The 22,805-nt window shown below is 70.3% G+C and carries 19 protein-coding genes and 3 pseudogenes; 10 read left to right on the top strand and 12 right to left on the bottom strand.

The genetic code is table 11. The features are described 5' to 3' along the window. Positions 1 to 55 precede the first annotated feature (55 nt). Together JIW86_RS36850 and JIW86_RS36855 are read left to right on the top strand one after the other, a co-directional pair. Positions 56 to 190 (top strand): annotated as a pseudogene (locus JIW86_RS36850) (hypothetical protein); the annotation flags it as partial. A 56-nt stretch (positions 191 to 246) separates the two neighbouring features. Beyond that, a pseudogene (locus tag JIW86_RS36855) lies at positions 247 to 330 on the top strand (DUF3224 domain-containing protein); the annotation flags it as partial. A 158-nt stretch (positions 331 to 488) separates the two neighbouring features. Here JIW86_RS36855 and JIW86_RS36860 read toward each other — a convergent pair. The 4 genes from JIW86_RS36860 to JIW86_RS36875 all read right to left on the bottom strand — a co-directional run bounded on the left by JIW86_RS36860 (position 489) and on the right by JIW86_RS36875 (position 4,475). Then, complete coding sequence (locus JIW86_RS36860; RefSeq protein WP_406368725.1) at positions 489 to 860, bottom strand: peptidase inhibitor family I36 protein; 372 nt, start codon at positions 858 to 860, stop codon at positions 489 to 491. 2 nt (positions 861 to 862) lie between these two features. Continuing rightward, positions 863 to 1,450: a hypothetical protein gene (locus JIW86_RS36865; RefSeq protein ID WP_257558676.1), complete on the bottom strand. Its 588-nt coding sequence runs from the start codon at positions 1,448 to 1,450 to the stop codon at positions 863 to 865. 338 nt (positions 1,451 to 1,788) lie between these two features. After that, positions 1,789 to 2,910, bottom strand: a complete 1,122-nt coding sequence (locus JIW86_RS36870; protein ID WP_257558677.1) for an MBL fold metallo-hydrolase — start codon at positions 2,908 to 2,910, stop codon at positions 1,789 to 1,791. A gap of 182 nt (positions 2,911 to 3,092) precedes the next feature. Next, the gene (locus tag JIW86_RS36875; RefSeq protein WP_257558678.1) at positions 3,093 to 4,475 is read right to left on the bottom strand and encodes a M6 family metalloprotease domain-containing protein; all 1,383 of its coding nucleotides are present in this window, start codon (positions 4,473 to 4,475) and stop codon (positions 3,093 to 3,095) included. 223 nt (positions 4,476 to 4,698) lie between these two features. Here JIW86_RS36875 and JIW86_RS36880 point away from each other — a divergent pair, with 223 nt between their 5' ends. Further along, the gene (locus tag JIW86_RS36880) at positions 4,699 to 5,388 is read left to right on the top strand and encodes a TetR/AcrR family transcriptional regulator (protein WP_257558679.1); all 690 of its coding nucleotides are present in this window, start codon (positions 4,699 to 4,701) and stop codon (positions 5,386 to 5,388) included. Between the two features lie 58 nt (positions 5,389 to 5,446). On the opposite strand, the gene JIW86_RS36885 is transcribed toward JIW86_RS36880, so the two are convergent. Continuing rightward, entirely contained in the window at positions 5,447 to 6,100 is a 654-nt protein-coding gene (locus JIW86_RS36885) for a DNA alkylation repair protein (protein ID WP_257559584.1), read from the bottom strand. 310 nt (positions 6,101 to 6,410) lie between these two features. Between JIW86_RS36885 and JIW86_RS36890 the strand changes: the two are divergent. Together JIW86_RS36890 and JIW86_RS36895 are read left to right on the top strand one after the other, a co-directional pair. Continuing rightward, positions 6,411 to 6,659 (top strand): annotated as a pseudogene (locus JIW86_RS36890) (SMI1/KNR4 family protein); the annotation flags it as partial. 86 nt (positions 6,660 to 6,745) lie between these two features. Next, complete coding sequence (locus tag JIW86_RS36895) at positions 6,746 to 7,750, top strand: BtrH N-terminal domain-containing protein (RefSeq protein ID WP_257558680.1); 1,005 nt, start codon at positions 6,746 to 6,748, stop codon at positions 7,748 to 7,750. A gap of 80 nt (positions 7,751 to 7,830) precedes the next feature. Here JIW86_RS36895 and JIW86_RS36900 read toward each other — a convergent pair whose 3' ends face one another. Together JIW86_RS36900 and JIW86_RS36905 are read right to left on the bottom strand one after the other, a co-directional pair. Continuing rightward, positions 7,831 to 8,865, bottom strand: coding sequence for a hypothetical protein (locus tag JIW86_RS36900; protein WP_257558681.1), 1,035 nt, complete (start codon positions 8,863 to 8,865; stop codon positions 7,831 to 7,833). A gap of 91 nt (positions 8,866 to 8,956) precedes the next feature. Then, positions 8,957 to 10,330, bottom strand: coding sequence for an FAD-dependent oxidoreductase (locus JIW86_RS36905; RefSeq protein WP_257558682.1), 1,374 nt, complete (start codon positions 10,328 to 10,330; stop codon positions 8,957 to 8,959). Between the two features lie 178 nt (positions 10,331 to 10,508). On the opposite strand from JIW86_RS36905, the gene JIW86_RS36910 reads away from it, so the two are divergent. Next, on the top strand, positions 10,509 to 11,258 hold the full coding sequence (locus tag JIW86_RS36910; protein ID WP_257558683.1) for a dienelactone hydrolase family protein: 750 nt from the start codon (positions 10,509 to 10,511) through the stop codon (positions 11,256 to 11,258). A gap of 25 nt (positions 11,259 to 11,283) precedes the next feature. On the opposite strand, the gene JIW86_RS36915 is transcribed toward JIW86_RS36910, so the two are convergent. The 3 genes from JIW86_RS36915 to JIW86_RS36925 all read right to left on the bottom strand — a co-directional run bounded on the left by JIW86_RS36915 (position 11,284) and on the right by JIW86_RS36925 (position 15,364). Then, positions 11,284 to 12,690, bottom strand: coding sequence for a hypothetical protein (locus JIW86_RS36915; protein ID WP_257558684.1), 1,407 nt, complete (start codon positions 12,688 to 12,690; stop codon positions 11,284 to 11,286). 166 nt (positions 12,691 to 12,856) lie between these two features. Beyond that, positions 12,857 to 14,545 (bottom strand): ribosomal protection-like ABC-F family protein, encoded by a 1,689-nt coding sequence (gene abc-f, locus JIW86_RS36920; protein WP_257558686.1) that lies wholly within the window; start codon positions 14,543 to 14,545, stop codon positions 12,857 to 12,859. Between the two features lie 201 nt (positions 14,546 to 14,746). Continuing rightward, positions 14,747 to 15,364, bottom strand: coding sequence for a TetR/AcrR family transcriptional regulator (locus tag JIW86_RS36925; RefSeq protein WP_215140463.1), 618 nt, complete (start codon positions 15,362 to 15,364; stop codon positions 14,747 to 14,749). A 231-nt stretch (positions 15,365 to 15,595) separates the two neighbouring features. On the opposite strand from JIW86_RS36925, the gene JIW86_RS36930 reads away from it, so the two are divergent. From JIW86_RS36930 to JIW86_RS36940, 3 genes are all read left to right on the top strand, one after another. Then, entirely contained in the window at positions 15,596 to 17,056 is a 1,461-nt protein-coding gene (locus JIW86_RS36930) for an MFS transporter (RefSeq protein ID WP_257558688.1), read from the top strand. 391 nt (positions 17,057 to 17,447) lie between these two features. Beyond that, on the top strand, positions 17,448 to 18,989 hold the full coding sequence (locus JIW86_RS36935; protein WP_257559585.1) for a phospholipase D-like domain-containing protein: 1,542 nt from the start codon (positions 17,448 to 17,450) through the stop codon (positions 18,987 to 18,989). A gap of 125 nt (positions 18,990 to 19,114) precedes the next feature. Beyond that, on the top strand, positions 19,115 to 20,398 hold the full coding sequence (locus JIW86_RS36940) for an NAD(P)/FAD-dependent oxidoreductase (RefSeq protein WP_257558689.1): 1,284 nt from the start codon (positions 19,115 to 19,117) through the stop codon (positions 20,396 to 20,398). A 29-nt stretch (positions 20,399 to 20,427) separates the two neighbouring features. On the opposite strand, the gene JIW86_RS36945 is transcribed toward JIW86_RS36940, so the two are convergent. Continuing rightward, entirely contained in the window at positions 20,428 to 20,775 is a 348-nt protein-coding gene (locus tag JIW86_RS36945; protein ID WP_257558690.1) for a hypothetical protein, read from the bottom strand. A 91-nt stretch (positions 20,776 to 20,866) separates the two neighbouring features. After that, positions 20,867 to 21,805 (bottom strand): GDSL-type esterase/lipase family protein, encoded by a 939-nt coding sequence (locus JIW86_RS36950; RefSeq protein ID WP_257558691.1) that lies wholly within the window; start codon positions 21,803 to 21,805, stop codon positions 20,867 to 20,869. Positions 21,806 to 22,249: 444 nt separating this feature from the next. Between JIW86_RS36950 and JIW86_RS36955 the strand changes: the two genes are divergently transcribed. Continuing rightward, positions 22,250 to 22,798 carry a hypothetical protein gene (locus JIW86_RS36955; RefSeq protein WP_251064065.1) on the top strand — a complete coding sequence of 183 codons (549 nt, stop codon included), beginning with the start codon at positions 22,250 to 22,252 and terminating at the stop codon, positions 22,796 to 22,798. Positions 22,799 to 22,805 lie beyond the last annotated feature (7 nt).

Consider the following 22,805-nt stretch of genomic DNA (forward strand, 5'->3'; position numbering starts at 1 on the left):
GTAACGGCTCGCCGGGGAGAGCACCCTGCGGTGGATCGGCAGCGGCCTCGGCGAGTTGGGGCTGGTCGCCGGTGAGCGTGTTGAACCGGCCGCCGCGCGTGCGCTGATGGACGGTCGGGACTGGCGCACCGGTGAGCAGCTCGTCGCCCGCAAGAAGGCCCTCGATCCGCGGGGAAAGGTCGCCGCCCGAGCGCTCGTGGACGCCCTCGCCCAGGCGGCGGCCGAGACCGGGATGACGGTCTCGGAGCCGGGATCACCGGGAGCGGCGGTGTCGCGGTCGACGCCGATGGCACTCACCGGATCTGGTTCGACTACGAGCTCGGCCGGTAGTTCGGCGCGTCCGCGAGCGGAGCCGTATCCGGATTGCGGCGAGGGCGCGGGTGCGTGGGCACCGGCCGCCCTCGCCGGCTAGGTGGATCTTGCAGATCAGAAGGTCTGCGTGCTGTTCTGCCGCATCGGTGGGATCAATTGCCGGGACGGGGCTTGGTTCAGCAGCTCATCGACCAGGTGTGGGAGTCGCCGTTGTCGTTGGCGGCTCCGTTGTAACCGACTTCCTGGCCAGGGGTCAGGCAGATGGTCATGTGGCCGCCCTGGTGTGCCGCGGAGTACACCTTGACGTGGTCCTTGACACCCGGACCGGAAATGCCGTGGTTGGCCCATGAGGAGTCCTCGTCGGCGATGAAGCTCTCCCACCAGCCGTCATCGCCGGACCAGTTGGCGCGCTGGCCGCCATAATTGGCGTCCGTCCAGGCGCAGAAATGTCCGCTGGGGCAGTCGGCCGCGCCGGCCGCAGTGGCCACCGTCAGGGCTCCGGTCATGGCGAGGAGCGCCGCGGCGGCGGACGTGATGATGCGTTGCATGGTCATGAGGGGTGGCGCCTTTCGGTGGGGTCGGTTTCAGATCGGTGGTCGTTCGGTTCTCCGGCTGGGCCCCTAGGGGCCTTTGCGGCGGAGGTCAGGTCGGCGGCGCGCCGCAGGGCGATCGTCCGCAGCTGCCGGTGGGCGGCCAGTTGCTCGCGCCGCTCGGTACGCACCTTGGCCAGCAGGGTGGGCTCCAGGCGGGATTCGACCTCCGCCAGGCCGCTCTCACGGTTGCAGCGGTCGGTGACGGCAGGGTCCGGGTGGTCCGGGTGGTCCGGGCGTGCTCCGGACGGGTTTCCGGCGCAGCGCTTCCAGCGGGCCGTCGCGGCGCGGTGATCGGGGTCGGTCGCCATCCGGGCCTGCGCTTCCGCGCGCAGGTTGTTGACGACCACTTCGGCCTCGAACCACCGCTTCTGATCGCCGTAGAGGACGCGCTGCGCGTTGGCGAGGCAGCCATCCGTGTTGGCGGTGACCGTGTACCCGGTGGGGAGCGTGAGGGCCAGCTCGCGGGGGTCAGTGCCGAAATAGGCGGCTCGGAACCGCTTGTCCTCTGCGGTGGTGGCCTGCGGGCGTTCCCGCGGGGATGGCATGGTCAGCCCCTGCCCGGAAAGACAGCGGGTGGCGAGCACAAGCTGCGCGGACTTGATGAGGTCGTCCTGGGCCTGTTCGCCGGCCGGGATCCCACGATGTGGGGACGCGGTCGGGTGATCGGCGCAGCTCGTAAGCAGCAGGGCCAAGGTTGCGATACAGACGGCGCGGATCAGCCGTAATGGTTCAGCCGGCCTGGCGGTCCCTCGTTCCGGCAGCGGCGCCGTCGAGATGCGCGTGCCCCGCGCTGCGACGGTGATGATCTTCCTCACTGCCGGTGAACGAGCGCCGCGGCCGAAGGTCACACCCCCAAGTGCCGTGGCCGAGACGCCGCCAGGGTTCAGCGGTCCCTGCCCTCAGCCTCCAGCGGGGCATCGTGACTGCCGCGGTCGCGGGCAGCGGAGCCAGGCCGCGGGGGGATCGGCGCGGGGTTTTGGAACGCGGGCCGGGACCAAGGCGCGTTGACGCCGCCGGACTCCGGCCGTAGCCCGAGCTCGCGGAGCTGGTTGACCGCCATCATGGCGGTGAACATCCTGTTCGGGTTGGCGCCACCGACCCCCAGTTCAGCGATGGCTTCCGCATAGCGGGTGGTGAACGCGCCCGGCCGAACCTGCCTGCTTTCCCCGGTCAGACCGAGTGCCGCAGCCTGCAGGGCGGTTGCCTGCTCCAGCAGCCCGTCCAGGTATGATGCCACCTCAGTGCCACGGCGAACGGCGAAGGTGTGCCCGTCGGTGAGGAGCGCGGCTTCTCCCTCCTCGAAGAGGAGAGCGACGGCGCCCAGTACGGTCTGGATCTTGAGCTGGTCGGCGTCAGCCATCGCACCGCAGGGTCCGTTGCCCTCGTCGGACAGGTGGAGGACGCCGCATTCCCTCAGGTGCACGATCACGTGCCCGGCGCAGTGGCCCTGGCTGCGCAGCACGCGGACCGCGCCGTTGGCGAAGGTCCAGCCGGTGAACCGAAGCGAGCCGATCCGAATCCGCTCCAGCGGCCGTTCCTCGTAGGTCCGGGTCGTCGCGCCGAAGGGCCGCATCGGCTGGAAGAGCGACACCACCTGGCCGGCCAGTGCGGGCGACGCGGGCAGCGGCGCCAACCCGGCGATCCGGTCGAAGGACCGCACCCAGTACGACGCCGGGTCCCGCATCTGGTCGAGGTCGAGGGCGGGGACGTAGTGCTCGACCGGCACACCCAGCTCGTCGGCCAGGTCGTTGTTGCCGACGTGGTCAAGATGGCCGTGCGTGGTCAGCACCAGTGCCCGGGACCAGTGCCCGACCCGGTCGGCCGCCTCCCGCAGTGCCGCTCGGAAGGTCGCGGTGACGCCGGTGTCGACGAGCACCAGGGTGTCGCCGACCCGGTGTACGAGGGCGTTGGCGACGTCGGGCTGATCGTGCTCGACGTCCAGTTCCTGCCCGAGGACCAGCACGGTCCCGTTGTCGATCTCGATCAGGTCACCGAGCGCGGTCATGGACCCTCCCGCGGTCTGGTCCGGGTCCGGCTCGCCGCCGGTGAGCCCTGCCCACCTCAACGACGTCCACCACGAGCAGCCTACCGACGAGCGTACGCCGCACCAGGCGTGCCGTCCTCCGCGCCGACGGGCGGCGCGGAGGACGACAGGATCCGACCGGAAGTACCGGCGATCGGCCGATCTCACTCCATGTGGATATCGACGGCCATCTCGTCGTCGTCGGGGTTGCCCTCGACCTCGACGGTGACGCCGGACCATCTCCCATCCGGCAGGTCGAGTGCCGGAGTCGTCGATTTGCCGATGGACCTGTTCTCCAGGGACGGATACAGGTCGGTGGAGTCGCCCCGGTTGCCCCGGCCGAAGATCGCGCCCAGGTCGCGTCTGCCGTCGGCCTGCAGCAGCTCGATCGCGAGACGGTCCTCCTCGTCCACATTCGGAATCGCTTCGTCGACCGTGTAGACCGAGATACCGGCGTCCGGCAGGAACGCGTCCTGTCCTCGGCGGCGCCGGTACTCGACGAGGATGTACTGAGTCTCCGTCATCGTGTCCGCGTTCTGGATGAAGAGCATGTCACCGCCCTCCGCGGCCGGCCGCAGCACCACGTCCTTGCTGGTCTTCGTGATGCGCTTCGGAGAGGCCCAGCCGTGGAACATGCGCAGCATGCCGTTGGGGAACACCGGTGTGAGGCCGAAGTTGCCCCAATTGCCCGCCGCCATCAGGCAGTAGTTGCCCAGGCCGCTGGATTTGGTCGCCTGCAGCCGACCCGTGTCGTAGTAGTCGGCCCAGCGGGCGGCCAAGTGGCCCCACTCGTGGGCGCACAAGCCCATCGCGCAGTCCTCCGGCACCGTGAGGAACGTCTCCACGGCCAGGCCCGGGCCCACGGCGATACCTCCTGGCACGCCCCACTTGAGGCTCCAGATGTCGTCGCGGCTCCTGGTCCTCTCGGCTCCGGATCCCGCGTGCACGATGAACAGCGCAGTGACCGTGTTCTCGTCCATCGCGTCGAACGGTCTGAAGTCGATGCCCTCGGCCTTGGCCAGCTTCACCGCGTCCCGGGCCATGCCCTGCGAGTTGCGGGGGAACCTGCCCTGCCCCGAGTTGCCGTCGGCGTAGAAGGAATGCGGTTGTGGCAGCCGGAACCAGCCGTGGACCTCGCCCTGGATGTCGATGCCTTCGTCGCCGAACGCATCGAAGCTGCTGATCTTGCGGTAGAACTCCCGCATGCTGCCGGTCGGCAAGGAGTTCGTGCTGAACAACAGCTGCTCGTAGTGGCCCGGGCTGTGGCTCGGCTCGTGTGGCTTGTCGGGAAAGTCGACCAGCAGCACGAGGGTATTGACGACACCCCTGAGCTGCTTGTCGGGCCTCGTGATCAATTGCCGCTCCGCAGTCGGTTCGACGCGCACGGCGCCGTCGTCGAGGCCGACGAGCCTTTCCGCTCGCCGGGTGGAGCGCCAGGTGTAGTAGTAGTCCTCGAAGGTGGTGTAACTCGGCAGCCGCCCCGAATCCAGCAGCTGCAGATAGTCGCAATAGAGCTGGGCCAGCGCGTCCGGGGACAGCGGGGCCAAGCAGGGGCCGGTGCAGGAAAGGCGATGTGACAAGGGGGACGTACTCGTGTGTCGCATGGCGACCACTCACTTGCTTGGACGATCACAGAGCACGGTGTGAAAAACCATGCTTAGGGCGTATACGGACGCCATCCGTTTATGCTGTACGTATACAGGCTCCACCCGCGCAATGCCGTCGTCAAGGCGGGGCCGGGCCCGGAGCCGGAACTCCGGAGGTGCGGCCATGACTGCCCGCAGTCCGCTCAGCCGCCAGCGCGTCCTCGAAGCAGCGCTCCGCGTGGTGGACGACGAGGGGCTCGATGGTCTGAGCATGCGCCGGGTGGCCGGCGAACTCGGTGTGGAGACCATGGCCCTCTACCGGTACACACCCAGCAAGGACGATCTGCTGGACGGTCTGGTCGAGAACCTGTTCATCGAGCTTGAGCAGGAGCTGGACAGCGCCGCGTCCGCCGTCTCCATCCTGCGCGACGAGGCCGCGCTCCCTTGGCGCGAGGCGCTCCTGGGCATCGCGCGGGCGATGTACAGGGTGGCTCTCGCTCACCCTCACGTGATTCCGCTGGTCGCCGTACGGCCCTTCACGGTCCCCATGGCCCGCAGGCCCCCCGCAGTGCTACGCGCCCACGAACGTGTGCTCGCCCTCCTGCACACGGCAGGGCTGGATGAGGAGACCACACTCAAGATCTATCGGGCGTTCATCTCCTGGGTACTGGGTTACATCGTCATCGAGCTGCGCGAGGTCGTGGACAACCCCGACGAACCCGATCCGGCCTTCCGGCTCGGCCTGCACCGCCTCCCGGTCAAGGACTTTCCGCTGCTCCGGTCGCTGGGCCCGGCCCTGGCCGTCCGCGGCGGGGAGGAGCAACTGGCCGCCGGTCTCGACGCACTCCTCGGCCGCTACCTGCCCGGATCCTGATGCCCCGGCCCGGCGCAGTCGGACGCCTGCGGCTGCCCCTGCCCGGGACGCCGCTCGGTCAGGCCGGCGTCGCGTCGTGCTGTCGGCGCACCATCTCGGTGATCCAGGTGGGCGCGAACGGAGACGTGCAGCCCGGGGAGGTCGGGTAGTCCTTGAGTACCTGAAGGCGCTCACCGATGTCGATTGCGCGGGCGCGGTGCTCGGCGTGCTCGATCCCGATCTGGGCAAGGCAGTGGTTCATCGCCCACTGCAGGCGATCCGGGGCGTCTTTCATCTCCGCCTCGATGACGTCGAGCAGTCCTTCGAGGTCGAGGTCCTCGGGCTTCTTCGCCACGCGTTCGGTGGTCAGCGCCCAGCCGGCACTCGCGACCACGGGATCCGGATCGGCGGACCAGGTCAGGCGCAGCTCTTCGCAGTGCGGGTTCTTCTTCACCACGTAGTTCACGAGCCAGTCGTGCACCTTGGGTGTGCGCGCCTCGCGCAACATGACGTCCAACTCGTCACGCTCGAACGCCTTCGGGCGGCAGATCAGGAGCGCCAGCAGTCTCGCCGCGGTGTCATCCGTCTCCCAGAGCCGGCGCGCCAGTTCCTGCTGCGTCTTCAGCCGCTTCGCGAGCGCGCGCAGCTTGCTCAGGTTCACACCGTGATCGTCACCGTGCTTCTCGTTCACCGCGCGGGCCTTCGGGTCCTCGAGCCCGGCCAGCTCGGCCATCACCTCGGCCAACGCCGTCTCGGCCACCTCAGTCTCCTGTCCATTCGCGTGCGGGATTCAGCCTACGACGGAAGCCGCATTCGGTGTCAGTGGCCCCGCATACGGTCGGAGCATGGATGATCAGCGGAACCCCACTCCCTCGATACACGAGTTCGCGACCTGGGAGCCCGTACTGCGGCTCCTACGGGCGAGCCATACGGAGCGCCGGGCCGTCCCGGGCGGTCGCGTGGCGGGCCGTATCGGCCAGGGGGCTGGAGCGTGCCTCTGGAGCGACGGTTGCCGCCGCTGGGCCGAGCCGCCCAGCTGGCGGACCCTCGCCGACCCATAGGAGATCGCCGGGCTGACCGGACTGGAGTACCTGGAGCTCGGGCCGCAGGACTGGCGCGTCCTCCTCGATGCCCAAGCCGTCCCGCGCAGCCTGGCGGCGGCCGCCATCGAGATACGCCACGACGCGGACCCCCTGGCCGTCGCGGACCTCGCCAACGAACTCCTCGCCCTCTGGGACCGGCCCCCGATCACCCGGACCGTCGTCGAAGGCGACCTCGGTCCCGTGGCGTAGGCATCGGTGGTCGTCGAGCCCGGGTTCGAGGGAGCGGCCGGCGGAGGGCGCGCGGGCGCCGTGGTTTCCGCGGCTAGGCTGACCGCATGACTGTGCTCGTGTACGACGACTTCGGCACCGGACGCCACCGCGAGGCCTCCCTTATTCGGCACGCCTTGGGCAGCGTCCACGACGAGGAGCTCGTGGCCGGCCTCGCCGGGGGCATCGGCTTCATGTATTTCGTGTTCGAGTACGAGGGCCGGCTGCCCATCGTCACGATCGTGGCCCAGGCCCACCCCGAGCCCTGGGTGCAGGTCGCGCTCGGCCGCCTGGGGGTCCCGTACGACGCCACGCGCGCGATGAAGCCCCGCTGGGGCAGGGTCCGTGCCGCGCTCGACGAGGGGCAGCCGGCCTTCTGCGTGGTCGACCGTTCCTCGCTGCCCTGGCACGAGGCCGACCCGGACGCCGAGATGACGGGCGCCGACCCGTACACGGTTGTCATCGCCGGCTACGACGGCGACGACCTGCTGATCGAGGACGGTGCCGAGACGCCGTACCGGATCGACCGCGAGGAGTTCGGTGCTGCCTGGACCGCGCACCGCAAGGGCCGCCACCAGCTGATCGTCCCCACCGGGCCGCCCGAGGGGGAGCCGGATGTGGCAGGGGCGATCGCCTCCACCGTCACGCACCTCACCGGGCCGGTTCTGGGGAACAAGTTCGACGTGAACTTCGGCTTCACCGGGATGGAGAAGTTCGCCGCGCAGCTGCGCGACAGCACCACGCAGGTGGGCTGGGAGCGCCGGTTCGGCAGCTCGCCCGAGGCGTTCAGTGCCGGCACCGGGCGGCTGTACGCCTGCCTGGAGCAGGAGTGGACCGCTCCGGGCGCCACCAGGCCGCTGTACGCGGACTTCCTCGAGCTTGTCGGGCGCCCGGAGGCTGCCGCACTGTTCAGAGAGTCCGCCCGGCACTGGTCGGAGCTGGCCGTGCTGGCCCGGGACGCCGATCCGGATGCCGGCGCCGAGGGGCGGCGGGCGCTCTTCGACGCGTGTGCGGAACGCGTGGACCGCTGCCTGGACCTGGAGCAGCAGGCGGTGCGGGCGCTGCAGAAGTAGCGCCCGTCGCGCGGTCGGGTACCGGGTACCGGGCGTCGTGTCCGAACGCGGGCCGGTCACGTTCTCTCGTGTCCCGCGGGTCACTTTGGTGCAACGGCTCCCGAGTCCGGCGACTGTTGGAGTCCGGATGCGTCGACCGCCTCGAAGTCCGATCCCTTGAAGCCCTTGAGCGCGTCGAGCTGAGAATTGTCCCAACCGGGGTTTTCCTCACCGGTGATGTACCAGGCCGAGCCGTTGTCCGCGACGATGGCGCCGTACTTCTTGAGCGCTTCGGCCACGGCCTTGGCCTGCGGGGTCAGCTTCGAGGTGTCCACCGAGCTCTTGAGCCGCAGCCGCAGTCCCATGGGAGGCAGCGACTCGTCCGCCGCGGAGCCCGCCTGGTGCCTTGCGGGCCAGACGTAGCTTTGGTCCGAGCGAGGCACGGTCATGCGGATTGCGTGGTCGATCCGCCCGGCTGCGGCCTCGTCGTAGCGCACCAGACCGGGGAGGACGGCAAGGCCGGCGGCATCGGCCGACGTCCACCCGTCGGGCCGCAGTTCGTGGGTCCGCAGGTCGAAGACCGCGCCCGAGCCGGCGTGCCAGGCGTTGCCGCCTTGCGGCTTCGCGTTCCAGAGCTCGTAGGACTTGCACAGGGCGCGGTCCCAGACGACGACGTGCCGGTCCCCCTCGCTCGCCGGACCGTTCTCGATCTTGGCATTCTGCGGGATCCGGTACCCGGACGTGTCGCTTTCCTCGGCGTAGTCCAGGGTGACCTTCGACTCCGGCACCGTCGCGTCCGAGACGGTGATGGGGATGCCGAAAGGCTCGCCGTCGACGAGCCCCGACCCGAAGTCCGGGTGCAGGGGCTCAGTGGACCCGATCGAGGAGACGTACTGGGCGGAGCGCGCGTGCACGGGAAGCGTATCCACGGGTGCACGCCAGAAACTGTCCGGAAGCGAGGTCTGGCAGGAATCGTCTTGCGAGCCGGCAGCAACCGGAACAACCGTTGTGGGAAACGCCCTCGTGGCAGGATCCGTGTACCCGGACAGCAGACACGCGGCGGCAACGGCGGAAACCGTGGCAATGACGGGGATGCGATTACCTGAGCGCAATTCCGCCATGCGCTTCGTCGTCATGGCTTCACCTCATCCGAGCGGTCTCCGAGATGGCGCCGGCTGCTTTCCCTGTGAGCCTCTTCCCAGCGTAGGCACGTTCCCGCCGCAGCGCTCAGACTGGGATGAGGGCATCCCACTGGTCTCGGGTCGGGCCGTCGTGCTGTGGCGAGAAGTCCGGGCGGGCAGCCAGCCAGGCGGTGACGTGTCGGTCCACTTCGTCGGTGCCGTACGCGTCGGGGGCCGGTCGCAGGAGATGGCGTACCTGGGCTCGGGCTCTCATGACGACGGGATCGTCGAAGGCGCAGGCGCCCAGGGCGGCAGCCCGCCGGTCTGAGAGGGGTGCGCTCTCGGCGAGACGTTGCTCGTTGGCGCGGTCGGCCGTCACCTGGGCGTCGAACAACGGGCGGAGGGCCTGCGCCGTCCAGGTGTGGTAGCAGACGGGGTCCGCGGCGATCTGGTCGGCATGGGTGGCGATGTGCTGGGCGGCGCGCAGGCCGAGGGCCGCGCCATGGCCCGAGGTGGGGTTGGTGTGGATCAGGCTGTCCCCGGCGTTGACCAAGCCGGCGACGATGGGTCCGTCATCGTCGGCGAGGGCGGTCCAGCGGTTGTCCAGACCGGCCATCGCCAGGACGGCCGACTGTGGTTCGGGGGCCAGGTCGAGCCAGGCGGCGGTGGCGGGGAAGCGGCGGGCGGCGGCCTCGAACACGGCGGGGTCGGTGAGCGCGCCGCGGGTCGGATCAGCCGTGGAGAGCACCAGGTGCAGCGCGAAGGTGTCGTTGTCGGAAGGGAAGACGCCGGCGAGCGCGAACGGCGCGGCCGAGCCGGTCTTCACCCGTCCCGGGTCACGCGGGCCGTCGGCCCGCAGTCGGTACCAGCGGCACAGATAAGCGATCCCGGTGCGGTGGCTGTCGACCAGGGGCGGGCGGCAGCCGGCCGCGATCAGCCAGGCGGGAACCGGCGAGCGCCGACCGGACGCATCGACGACGAGGTCCGCCTGGTGGGTTTCGGCGCCCACCTGTACGCCGGTGACCCGGGCGGGGCGGCCCGCCCCGAGGGTGAGGACGCCCACCCGGCAGCCTTGCCGCACATCGACGGTGCGTTCCCGCCGCACCGCCGCGGCCAGGGCGGCCTCCAGCACGATGCGGCGGGTGCGCAGGGTCACCAGGTCCTCATCACCGGCCCGATGCGGCGGATGTTCGCCGAACCAGTCGAAGTCGTGGTACTCCCGGGCTCCGCGCGCCAGTAGGTCCTCGTAAACATCAGGGGTCTCGGTGCGCAACACGGTGCGCACGGGTGCGAGGAAGGAGTGGGGCTGGATGGCCTGCGGGACCCGGGGCCTGGTCCAGTGGAAGAAGTCCCCGTTCAGGTCCTCTCCGGCCTGCCGCGCGTCCTGCTCGAACAACGTGACCGTGTGGCCCCGCCGGCCAAGCATGAGCGCCGTACCCAGCCCACTGATACCCCCACCGATGACCGCAACCCGCGCCACTGAACTCCCCTTCGCGTCGTGTTGCGGAACGAGCCTACTGCTTGGCGATCTTCGGTTGAGCAACGGGGTCGTCCGTCGGAATGCGGAGGCGGGTGCTCCGAACTGGGCCTCTGGGTATATGAGTTGGTCCCTTCGGCGAGAGGCTGTGTACTGGCATCAGTCAAAGGAAAGGAAGATCTTGCCCACCAAGACACTGCAGATTCCCACCACGGACGGCCAGGCAGACGCTTTCGCCGCCTTCCCCGACCGTGGCGAGCGGCACCCGGGGGTGCTGCTGTACCCGGACGCCTTCGGCGTGCGGCCCGTGCTGAGGGAGATGGCCCGCGAACTGGCCGAGCACGGCTACTACGTCCTCGTCCCCAACCTCTACTACCGGCACGGCCCGGCGCCGGTGATCGAACTTCCCGAGCACATCGGAGAAGAGGTCCGGCCCGCGGTCTTCGCCCAGTTGATGCCGTTGGTCGAGGCGCACACCACCGAACGCGCCCTGCGCGACGCCGACGCCTACCTCAGGTTCCTCACCACCCAGCCCGAGGTCAGCGCCGGACCGGTCGCCGCGATCGGCTATTGCATGGGCGCCGGCTTGGCGATGCGCACCGCAGCGGCCCACCCCGACCAGGTGGCCGCCGTCGCCGGATTCCACCCCAGCCCCCTCGTCACCGATGCGCCCGACAGCCCGCACCGCCTCGTCCCCAAGCTCACGGCCCAAGTCCACGTCGGCCTCGCCGAAAACGACATGTCGCCCGAGGGCATCAGCGAGCTCAACCAAGCCCTGGACGCCGCAGGTGTCGGCTACACCTGCGAGATATACCCCGGCACCATCCACGGCTTCACCATGGCCGACACCGACGCCTTCAACCCCTCCGCACTGCAGCGCCACTGGGACCGCCTGCTCCCCCTCCTCGACCGCGCCCTGACCAATCGCTGAAGCGCAGCAGATCGAGCGGTAGTTGTCACCGGCGTCGGGTTGCCGACGGGCCGTGGTCCGGAGTCCGCTCTGTGAGGAGCGTGGTGTTGGCCACCGCACCAGCACCGAGGTTGATCACCCGGCTGCCGGTGCGGTCCGGCCCGGCGTGGCGGACCAGCGCTCCGCAGTTCCGGCCGCCGACGAGGAACGGGGAGAGCACGTACGGAAGCCGGAGGTCGCACTGTGCGCCGGACGAAGGGTCGGGGAACGGCATCCAGACGCTGTCGCTCTCCACGCGCTGTTGGACCACGACGGTCTGCTGCCGGGCGCTCTCGGTGACGAGGGTGCGCCAGCTGTGGTCGTCGAGGTCGGTGCCGAACACCACTCCACGGCCGCTGCCTTCGTTCGCGGGCTTGAGGACCAGGTTCTCCCGCTCCCGCAGCGCGCGGCGTACGACGGCGTCCCGGTCTTCGCACGGCTGCCGGGGCCCGGCCCAGGCGGTCCAGGGGACGTGAGAGAGGACCAGTGAGCGGTCCTCGGCGGACAGCAGGTCGAGGTCCTCGTAAAGCCAGGCCAGGACCTGCTTGCTGCGCAGCAGCCGCATCGACTCCGGCAGGAACAACTCCACCGTGCCCGCGGCCAGCGCAGTGGCGATCGCCTCCACGCCACCCGAGTCACCTGTGATCATCCAGGTGTGGAACCAGTTGAGGACCATGTCGACACGTGCATTCCCCGCGTACAGACGTCCGTGGCCATCGGTGCGCAACCGGCTGAGGTCCTCCACCACGACGTCCAGTCCTGCGCTCGTGGCGGATTCGACGGTCGGTCGCAGGTAGGCACGCAGTGCGCGCCGGTTGCCGAGCTTCGCAGCCTGCCCGAAGCCGCTGCGCCAGGTCGGCACGAGCAGGCGGCGGCCAGGGCCGCTCCGCCGGGACATCAGCGCGGCCAGCAGGGCCGAGCGGGCCGCCAGGATCGGGGCGGGGACGGTCAGGGCGGCGCCGGCCCACAACCGGGCGTAGGCCTCGGCCATGCGGTCCAGCGCCGGAATCCCGTAGATCGTGGCCGAGATGTTCAGCTCCAGGAATTTCGGGACACCCTGGCACACCAGGACATCGGGCCGGGCGACGCGCAGTACCTCGTCGTGCTCCAGCGGCCCGGCGGGGGTCAGCAGCCGCTGCGGGCACCGGTCGTGCATCACCTCCCGCAGCTCGCCCACCGTGGTGGCACGCCTGCGGCAGCTGTCGACGGCCAGCCGCAACAGCCGCTCCGCCACCCCACCCAGCGCCTCGTAGTCGCGGTGGGCGATGACCAGCGGTCGCATCGGCTGCCATGGCCGACCGCGCTGCCAACCTTCCTGCGCCCCGTACGGCCAGCGTCCCGCCGCAGCGCGTCGGGCGAGGAACGCTGTCCGGTCGCTCATGGACAGCCGCTCCCAGTGGTCGTGGAGAGCCATGGGCCCAACCTGGTCGGCGGGCACCGGGCCGGCGTGCTGGGCCGGGGTCCCGGGAGGTGACGACGTCATGCCGGGACAACCCGTCGGCTGGGCCTGGGGCAACGCGCGCCGGGGAACCACCGGGCCGCCGCCTTCACCGGCCCCGGCAAGATCCGAAAGACACGCCCTAGACGTGTCGTACCGAGCCCGCCACCGGGGAGCCCGCGCAGAGCTCCAGTCCGGGGCCGGTGAAGGCGGAGCGGAAGCGGCGGTCGTGGGAGACCGCGACCACCGCGCCCCGGAAGGCGGCCAGAGCCTCCTCCAGTTCCTCGACCAGCGCCGGGGACACGTGGTTGGTCGGCTCGTCCAATACGAGCAGTCCGGCGGGGCGCGTCACGAGCCGGGCCAGTTCCAGCCGGCGGCGCTGGCCGACCGAGAGCGCGGCCACGGGCACGTGCAGATCCTCCGCGCGGAACAGCCCGAGGCCGAGGAGCTCGTCGGCGTACTCCTCCGGGTCGCCGGGACGTCCGGCCGCGAAGCCGTGCAGCAGCGGGTGCCGGCCCGGGTTGAAGGCGACCTCCTGCGGGAGGTAGCCGACGGACGTCCCGCACCGCACCGTGCCCCGGTCCGGGGCGAGTTCACCGGCGAGCACCCGCAGCAGCGTGGACTTGCCGGCCCCGTTCGGACCCGAGACCAGCAGCCGGGCCCCCTGCCCGATCGCCAGCTCCGGTACGGCCAGACGCCCGCCGACCCGGACGTCGGCCAGTTCCGCCACGAAGGCCGTGTCCTCCGGCAGGGTCCCGCCGTCCTCGTCGATCCGCGCGGTGAACCGCAGCGGCTCGGGCGGCTCCGCGACCGGTTCGCGCAGCAGTTGGTCCAGATGCCGTCGGGCTGCTCTGACCTGCCCGGACAACTTGGCCTCGTGCGAGCGGCGGTGCTTTCCGAAGCCCTGCTTGGGGTCCTTGCCCGAGGCGGCCAGGCGGTGCCCGGCGGCCTCGACGAGACTCCGCGTCCGGGTGACTTCCCCGAGGTACTCCTGGTGACGCTGCTCGCGCGCCCGGCGGGCCGCGGCCCGGGCGGTCCGGTAGCCCGCCCAGCCGTCCCCGTACCGCGTGACGGTCCGCAGATCGCGGTCGACCTCCAGCACGGTCGTCGCCACGGCTTCCACGAACGCGCGGTCGTGCGTGATGACGACCAACGTGCCCCGGTGTGCGCGGAGTCGCTCCGCCAGCCACGCCACGGCTGGTTCGTCGAGGTGGTTGGTCGGCTCGTCCAGCAGCAGCAGTTCCGGGGCCGCGCCGAGTACACAGGCGAGGGCGAGCCGGGACTGCTCGCCGCCGGATAGCGAACCGAGGGTCCGTTCGCGGCCGACGTGTCCGATGCCGAGGCCGTGCAGGGCCGCGTCGGTCCGGGCGTCGGCCGAGTAGCCGTCGCGGGCCTCGTAGGCGGTGACCAGGTCTCCGTACGCGTCGAGTTCGGCGGGCCCGGCTTCGGCGAGCGCGGCCTCGGCGGTGCGGATCCGGCGCTCCAGGGTCCGTAGCTCGTGCAGGGCGGCGTCGACGGCGTCCTGCACGGTGAGGTCCGGCCCGAGGTCGAGGGTCTGCGCGAGGTGACCGACGCCGCCGGGGAAGCTGCGGACGATCTGGCCGTGGTCGGGTGTCTCGGCCCCGGCGATCAGCCGCATGAGGGTCGACTTGCCGGAGCCGTTCTCGCCGATGACGGCGGCCTTCTCGCCGGGGCGCAGGGTGAACGAGACCAGGTCGAGGACGACGCGGTCGCCGTACGCCTTCGAGACGTCGCTGAGGGCGAGCTGCGAGACGGGCGTGGTGGAGGTGAGAGCGGTGGAGGTGAAGGCGGTGGGGCGGGTAGGGCGCATGGGAGTCCTCTGAGGGCGTGAACCTGCTTTCTGGTGAGGGGCAGCACGAACCGGCCGCACGGCGGCTTGACCGGATCGCGCGACGGATCAGAGGAAGAGGTAGTGCACGCACATGGGACCAGCGTACTGCGGCCCGAACCGTCTCGTCTCGCTGGTTTTCCGCGCGAGGTGCCTTCCCGTCCCGCGGCACCGTCGGCCGGGTCAGGTCTGATGCCTGCGGAGCAGCGGGGGAGCGGGGTTCGGCAGGGGGGTGGCCGCGGCCGGGGTCAGGCCGTCCAGGACCAGGGTCACGTAGCGCCGCCAGCCGCCCTCGGACGGATCCATGGTCCACAGCACGCTCACGAGCATGCCCATGACCCGCTTCAGGTCGTCGGGTACGAGATCCTCGCGGATCACTCCGGCCTGCTGGCCCCGGGTCACCAACGGGTCGAGCGCGTCGAAGAACCGGGCGCTGGTCTCCGCCGTGAAGATCCCGGCATTCCGTGCGGCCGTGAGTACGTGGTGCTCGTCCGCCGCCGACGTCAAGGCGGCTTCGATCACGGCGGTCAGCCCGCGGCGCGGATCCTCGTCGTCGAGGGCGCGGTCGATGACGGGGAGGACCTGCTGGTTGAACTGCTGGTCCAGCACCGCCCGCAGGAGGGCCGCCTTGTCCGGGAACCGGCGGAAGAGCGTCGCGATCCCCACGCCCGCCCGCCGGGCGATCTCGTCGAGCGGCGCGTCGGGTCCCTGCTCGGCGTATACGTCGCGTGCCGCTCGCACGATCTTCTCTGCGTTGCGCAGGGCGTCGGCGCGCAGTGGCCTGGGGGTATCGGTGGGCACAACCCAAGCCTAACAACTGATAGCCGACCCTTAGTTCGAGTTGACACTCCGCGAGCCGTGAAGTGATAGTTGGCTACTGAATAGGGGTGCGCTCATTCGCGTCACCCCTTGCCTCCGCCGTCCCACCGCACCACGCCACACGCCACGCGCAGCACACACGACGCACCACGCACCCCCGCGCCACCGTCCCCGGACGGCGGGGCGACCGACCCACGCCCTTAGGGACCCTCCATGCCTCAGCCGTCCGCGGCTCCACACACCGGCAAAGTGATCGCTACGCTCGCACTGGCGGGGGTCACCGCGGCCGTCATGCAGACCTTGGTCACTCCGCTCCTGGCCGACCTGCCGAAGCTCCTCCACACCTCCTCCTCCAACTCCGCGTGGGTCGTCACCGCCACCCTCCTGGTCGCAGGCGTGTGCGTTCCCATCAGCGGGCGTCTGGGCGACATGATCGGCAAGCGCCGCATGCTCCTGGCCTGCGCGGTGCCGCTCATCGTCGGATCGGTGGTGTGCGCGCTGTCGAGCAGCGTCGTCCCGATGATCGTCGGCCGCGGCCTGCAGGGCATCGGCATGGGCATGATCCCCCTGGGGATAGCCCTGCTCCGCGACATCGTGCCGGCCGAGAAGCTCAGCTCCTCCATCGCCCTGGTGAGCGCCTCCATGGGCATCGGCGGCGGAATCGGGCTCCCGCTCTCCGCGGCGGTCGCGCAGTACGCCGACTGGCGCTTCCTGTTCTGGGGAGCCGCAGGGCTTGCGGCCGGTGTCGCCGTCATGATCATTGCCTTCGTCCCCGATGTCCCGGCCGGCGCCAAGGGGCAGCGCTTCGACTTCGTCGGCGCGCTGGGCCTGGCCGTGGGTCTGGTGTGCCTGCTGCTCGCCGTGTCCAAGGGGGCCGACTGGGGCTGGGGCTCGGCCACCATTCTCGGACTGTTCGCCGGTGCCGCCGTCGTCCTGGCCGCCTGGGGATGGTTCGAGTGGCGCACCACCGACCCGCTGGTGGACCTGCGCACCACCGTCCGCCCGCGCGTCCTGCTGACGAACCTCGCATCGGTCTTCATCGGCTTCGGCATGTACGCGAGCATGCTGGTCGTCCCGCAGCTGCTCCAGTACCCCGAGGCCACCGGCTTCGGCCTGGGCCAGTCCATGCTGGCAGCGGGCCTGTGGATGTTGCCCGGTGGCCTGATGATGATGGTCGTGTCCCCGCTCGGGGGCAGGCTCACCAACGCCCGCGGGCCGAAGGTCACGCTCGTCTGCGGCGCGCTCGTCCTGGCCGCGGGCTACGGCGCCTCGCTGCTGCTGGCCGGCACGGCCCCGGGCCTCATGGTCGCCGCCATGGTCATCAACAGTGGTGTCGCCCTCGCCTACGGAGCCATGCCGGCCCTGATCATGGGTGCGGTGCCCCTTGCGGAGACCGGCGCCGCCAACGGCTTCAACACGCTCATGCGCTCTCTGGGCACCTCGGTCGGCGCCGCCGTCGTCGGCGTGGTCCTGGCCCAGATGACCACCTCGGTCGGCGGTTTCACCTTCACCTCCGAGAGCGGTTTCCGGACCGGCCTGCTGCTGGGAGGCTGCCTCGCACTGGTCTCCGGGGCTGTCGCCGCCCTCATCCCCGCTCCCCGGGACGAACAGCGGACTTCGCAGGACCCGGCAGGACCGGCGACCGAAACCGCCCGCGTGGCCGCGAACAAGTAGCGGCATCGGCGGCCGGGAGACGGTGGCCTTCGCTTCCGAGCCGGGCCGGGCCTCACCGCAGCGCGGGCCGTCACCAACCGGTGGCGGCCCGCGCAGTTGTGTTCCCGGCCACCCAGGTTGATGTGTGCAATGCCGCCCACTCGCCGCAATTCGTCTCGAACTGCGACATGGAATATCTGGCTGAATCCGATATCCGAGGTGATTGTGTTGCCTATCGGGCTGATAGCTTCCGCGAGTTGATCTTGCCTGTCACCCCGTCAGTTCCCGTCAAGGGCGGACGCGGTGACGGCCGCCCCTCTCGCAAGGAACCATATTGATCCGCCCCACACCGCTTCGGCCCACCCGTCTCACCCGTCTCACGTCCCGAGCCGCAGCCACCGCCTCCCTCTTGGTGCTGCTGCCTGCCGTCCCAGCCGCTGCTGCCGGAACTCCGCACCTCGACTCCGTCGAGCAGGAACTCCGCCGGGTCTCGCCCGGCCTCGAGGGCCGCGTCTGGGAACGCACCGCCGGCAACGCCCTGGACGCCTCCACGCCCGGCGGCGGCGACTGGCTGCTCCAGACCCCCGGTTGCTGGGGCGACAGCGCGTGCACCGAGCGGCCCGGTACGGAACGCCTGCTGTCGAAGATCTCCGAGAACGTCGCCCAGGCGAAGCAGACCGTCGACATATCCACTCTGGCACCGTTCCCGAACGGCGCGTTCCAGGACGCTCTCGTCTCCGGACTGAAGGCGTCGTCGGCCCGGGGCAACAAGATCAAGGTGCGTGTCCTCGTGGGCGCCGCGCCCATCTACCACCTGGGCGTGGTGCCGTCGAAGTACCGGGACGAACTCGTCGCGAGGCTCGGTGACGACGCCCGGAACATCGACCTCAACGTCGCTTCGATGACGACCTCGAAGACCGCGTTCTCCTGGAACCACTCCAAGATCCTCCTGGTCGACGGCCAGTCGGTGGTCACGGGCGGGATCAACAGCTGGAAGGACGACTACCTGGAAACCGGACACCCGGTGGCCGACGTCGACCTGGCGCTCAAGGGACCGGGCGCCGCCTCGGCGGGCCGCTACCTCGACGAGTTGTGGTCCTGGACCTGCCAGAACAAGAGCAACATCGCCAGCGTCTGGTTCGCCTCCTCCAACGGCGCCGCCTGCATGCCGTCGATGCCGAAGGCCGCCGTGGCCCCGGCTCCCCAGGGCGACGTGCCCGTCATCGCCGTGGGCGGGCTCGGAGTGGGCATCCTGCGCAACGACCCCGTCTCGGCCTTCCGGCCCCAGCTGCCCACGGCACCCGACACCAAGTGCGTCGTCGGGCTCCACGACAACACCAACGCCGACCGCGACTACGACACGGTCAACCCGGAGGAGAGCGCGCTGCGGACGCTGATCTCCACCGCCGGCCGGCACATCGAGATCTCCCAGCAGGACGTCAACGCGACCTGCCCGCCGCTGCCGCGCTACGACATCCGCGTGTACGACGCTCTCGCCGCCAAGCTGGCAGCCGGAGTGAAGGTCCGCATCGTGGTCAGCGATCCCGCCAACCGGGGCGCCGTCGGCAGCGGGGGCTACTCCCAGATCAAGTCCCTCGCCGAGGTCAGCGACACCCTCCGCGACCGTCTGGCCCTGCTCACCGGCGACCGGGGCACGGCGCGCACGACGATGTGCGCGAACCTCCAGCTGGCCACCTTCCGCAGCTCGTCCGCGCCGACCTGGGCCGACGGCCACCCGTACGCCCAGCACCACAAGGTGGTCGCGGTGGACGACTCGACGTTCTACCTCGGCTCGAAGAACCTCTACCCCGCCTGGCTCCAGGACTTCGGTTACGTGGTCGAGAGCCCCGGCGCCGCCCGGCAGCTCACGACCCAGCTGCTGAACCCGCAGTGGCAGTACTCCCGCCGGACCGCCACCGTCGACTACGAGCAGGGCATCTGCCCCACCGCCTGACCCGACCGGCCTGATCACGCATCAGCCGATCCACAGCTCTCTACAATTGGTCATGTGCCTGACAGCAGCGGCGCACTGCACCACTCCCACGAACGGCACCACACCCCGAAGGGAGCGATCAGCACATGACCAAGCCTGAGAGCGCGGGATACGACTACGACGTCGTCATCAGCGGGGCCGGCCTCGCCGGCAGCGCCGCGGCGATCCTGCTGGCTCGACGCGGTGTCCGCGTCGCACTGCTGGAACGCCGCTCGGACCCCGAAGCGTACAAGGTGCTGTGCACCCACTCCCTCACGGCCAGCGCCTACCCGGTGCTGGACGAACTCGGCCTCGTCCCCGCGCTCGAGAAGGCGGGAGCAGTCCGCAACCAGGCCCGCTGGTACACCCGTTGGGGATGGATCGAGCCGAGGGCCGCGCCGGCGGGCCCCGAGCTGCCGTACGGGTACAACATTCGGCGCAGCACCCTCGACCCGTTGATCAGGTCCCATGCGGCGGAAACCCCTGGCGTCGATCTACTCCTCGGTCACCATGTGAGCGGGCTGGTCCGGGAAGCCGAGCGAACCGTGGGGGTGCGCGCGTCAACACCACAGGGCGAGCGCGAGATCCGGGCCCGCCTGGTGGTCGGCGCCGATGGCAAGGACTCGGCCGTGGCGAAGCTCGCCGGGGTGCCTGCCCGGCAGTACGAGAACGCGAGGTTCGGCTATCTCGCGCACTTCCGGAACCTTCCGCTGCCCGGCGGGATCAGTCACGCCTGGTTCCTCGAGCCCGACATGGCGTACGCGTTTCCGAACGACGACGGGGTGACGGTCCTTGCGGTACTCCCGGAGAAGAAGCGGCTGCCGGCCTTCCGGCAAGACCTGGAGGGCAGCTTCCTCGAATTCGTCCGCGCCCTGCCCGAGGCACCGCTCATCGACTCCGCCGAACGCATCACGAAGATCATCGGCACTGTCGACTACCCGCTCCACAGCCGCAAGCCGACCGCACCGGGCGTCGCGCTCATCGGCGATGCCGCCCTGACCGGCGACCCCCTGTGGGGAGTGGGATGCGGGTGGGCTCTGCAGTCCGCGCAATGGCTGGCCGAGGCGGTCGCCCCGGCCGCAACCGGTCGGGGCGACCTCGACAGGTCGCTCGTGGTGTACGCACGCAGACACCGGCGCCGGCTGCGCGGTCACCAGTACCTGGCCGCCGACTTCGCCAAGGCCCGCCCCTTCAATCCCATGGAGCGGCTCATGTTCTCGGCGGCAGCGCGCGATGAGTCGGCGGCGCGGCACATGCATCTGTTCGGATCCCGCCTGATCGGTCCGCTGCGATTCTTGAACCCCGTGGCACTGGCCAAGGCCGCGGCCGTCAACATCAGGCACCGCGGGGCGACTCCACCGGCCGCGCACCATTCACACACAGAGTCATGACGACCGGAGCCGGGCTCCTCGGGCTGCTGCTACTCCGGCTGCGTCACCGTCAGCGACCAACGGACGTTCTGCGCCGACGCGTCGACCACGATCGTGAAGTCCCCCGGCCGCACGACGCCCGCGTCCATGCTCGCCGAGCCGACTCCGGCGCTGCCGGCCGGGCAGTCCACGTCGAACGCGGCCACCTCCGTCCCCTTCGATTCCATCGTCACCCGCACACTGCCGCCTCCCTCACAGGCCACTGTGAGGATGGTCGGCAGCCCCTCCGAGGCACCGCCCGAAGCGACGCCGCCGTCGCCCCGGAACTCCTCCACCCACACCAGCCCGTCGGGCCCGGGGTGCGGGAGCAACTCCCCGTCCGCCGCGGCGGCGGGCACGGCACTCCCCAGGCCGGCCGCCCCAAGGGCCGTCAGACCCGCGCGCCGTGTGGAGGAGCCGCAGCCTCAAAGGCCTGGCCCGTTGCCAGGCTCAGCGACCAAGGGCGTTGAGGTGCCGATGGAGCGCCCGGTGTCCTTCGGGGGTGGGATGCAGGCCGTCGACGAGCAGTTCGGTGTGCTCACGCAGCGGCTCCCACATGTCGAGGTGGTCGACGTGGTTCTCGTCGCACCAGGTCCGTATGGACGTGCGCAGGGCCAGCGCTCGCTCCTCGGTGAATCGCAGGCCCTCGTAGTCGCGGGTGCGTTCCTCATCGACCCATGTCGGCCCCGCGACGACGAGTCGCGCGTTGTGACTCAGGGCCGTGGCAGCCAGCGAGTCGAGGCTGTCCGCGATGTGCGCCAGCCCGTCGCGATGACTCGGCGGGACGGCCAGCGGCAGGGCCGAGTCGTTGATACCAGCGGCCACAAGGACGGTGTCGGGTCGGCGAGGAGCCAGCAGCGCGGGTGTCTGCTCGCTGACATCGATCAGGGTGCTGCCGGGGATGGCCAGGTTGAAGACCCGGTGTTCAGCCTCGTTACCCGCGATGTGGGTAGCCGCCAGACGGGCAGCCCACCCTCCCTGCGGATCACAGCGTCCGTAGGCGATGCTGTCGCCCACGATCACGATGCGCGCTGCCGAGCGCAGCGGCTTCGCATCCACGTAGGCCCAGACGCTCTCCCCGGAGGAAAGGAGCACCCGTCGGCGGACGTAGTCGTCGACTTCGTAGGCATCGGCAGCGGCGAGGTCCTGGTCGGTGAGGCGCAGGACGGCGCCCTCGACCACGGCGCCGAACTTGCGCTCCAAGGCCAGATGCACGTCAAGGCCGCTGGCGGCGATCACGGACTGGTCGGTGATCGGCAGGGGTCTGGTCGCATGGCCGGCCAGCGACGCCGAAGAACTGGGCACGGCTTGACCGAAGAGAGCGGTCTGGACCCGCTCGTCCATCAGCGTGCCGAAGGAGAACAGGTTGTGGGGGCGTGACTCGGACACCGTGGGCTACGTGGCCTTTCTTCAAGGACTGATCAGATCACCCTAACGGCCGACCCCGGCCCCCGAACCAGCCCTCCGGCGGTGGGCGGACGCTGCGACGTGCGAGGGCCTCGGTCGCCGGCCAGTAGCAGCACGGCCCGCATCGGCACCAGACAACAGCTCCGTTCCCCAGCCACATGAGACCTGGTGCCATCAAAAGGCACGACACGGGATCGTTTGACCGCCTGGATGTGGTGGCATGTCGTTGACACCTGCCGAACGGCGTGCGACAAAGACTGCAGGGCGTGTTCGGCAACTGTCCCCTCGTCTGAGGTGCGCTTCTCCTCGTGACCGGGCCGCCAGTAGGTGCCGGTGCCGGGGCCGGGTGAAAATCACTGTCCTCCACCTGAGGCTTGTCGAACAGGCACACCACCCCATATGTGAACGGACAACTCTGCCTTGACCATGATTCCCGGATCCCGTGTCCCGGGGCGGACCTGGACGGTCCGTCTGACCGGCCACGGCGACCACACCGTCTCCGTCACCTGCAGCACCGAGGCGTGCCGCATGCCGCCCCGGTCCAAGGACGCGACGGCCATGCGACGGTTCGCCGCCGAACACGCACGCGCGCATGCCCGCCTCGCCACTGTCCGCCCCAACGCCGCGTGTGCCTGCGGGGCCGCCGAATGCGGATTCCACGACGACACCAGAGCGTCCTGTCATGGTGCGCCGCTCCTCGTCCTCATCCACAACCCGGTCGTCGGCCAAGTCTGGACCCTCGCCGAGATCTGTCAGGCCTGCGCACCCCTGATCTCCCACACCACCGTCCTCGGCCGCGCCGAGCGCCCGACGGCCACTCGAGCCTCCGCGGGGTCGGCCCCCGCTTCGTCACTCCCCGCGGTGCCTGCCCCGGCACGCGTGGCTGTGGCCGGCGGCTTCTCGTCCCCCGAAGCCGCTCCCGAAGCAGTCGCCCGCCGCCGCCCGCACCGCGGCGGCCCCCGACGCGCCCGCTGAAGAGGAT

Source organism: Streptomyces sp. NBC_00162 (assembly GCF_024611995.1).
Lineage (GTDB): Bacteria > Actinomycetota > Actinomycetes > Streptomycetales > Streptomycetaceae > Streptomyces.

Coding starts and splice junctions, on each gene's coding strand:
- JIW86_RS36955 (WP_251064065.1), top strand. CDS start 22,250: ATGATTCCCGGATCCCGTGTCCCGGGGCGGACCTGGACGGTCCGTCTG.
- JIW86_RS36940 (WP_257558689.1), top strand. CDS start 19,115: ATGACCAAGCCTGAGAGCGCGGGATACGACTACGACGTCGTCATCAGC.
- abc-f (WP_257558686.1), bottom strand. CDS start 14,545: ATGCGCCCTACCCGCCCCACCGCCTTCACCTCCACCGCTCTCACCTCC.
- JIW86_RS36870 (WP_257558677.1), bottom strand. CDS start 2,910: ATGACCGCGCTCGGTGACCTGATCGAGATCGACAACGGGACCGTGCTG.
- JIW86_RS36865 (WP_257558676.1), bottom strand. CDS start 1,450: ATGCCATCCCCGCGGGAACGCCCGCAGGCCACCACCGCAGAGGACAAG.
- JIW86_RS36885 (WP_257559584.1), bottom strand. CDS start 6,100: ATGGCCGAGCTGGCCGGGCTCGAGGACCCGAAGGCCCGCGCGGTGAAC.
- JIW86_RS36915 (WP_257558684.1), bottom strand. CDS start 12,690: ATGGCTCTCCACGACCACTGGGAGCGGCTGTCCATGAGCGACCGGACA.
- JIW86_RS36900 (WP_257558681.1), bottom strand. CDS start 8,865: ATGACGACGAAGCGCATGGCGGAATTGCGCTCAGGTAATCGCATCCCC.
- JIW86_RS36930 (WP_257558688.1), top strand. CDS start 15,596: ATGCCTCAGCCGTCCGCGGCTCCACACACCGGCAAAGTGATCGCTACG.
- JIW86_RS36860 (WP_406368725.1), bottom strand. CDS start 860: ATGCAACGCATCATCACGTCCGCCGCCGCGGCGCTCCTCGCCATGACC.
- JIW86_RS36895 (WP_257558680.1), top strand. CDS start 6,746: ATGACTGTGCTCGTGTACGACGACTTCGGCACCGGACGCCACCGCGAG.
- JIW86_RS36880 (WP_257558679.1), top strand. CDS start 4,699: ATGACTGCCCGCAGTCCGCTCAGCCGCCAGCGCGTCCTCGAAGCAGCG.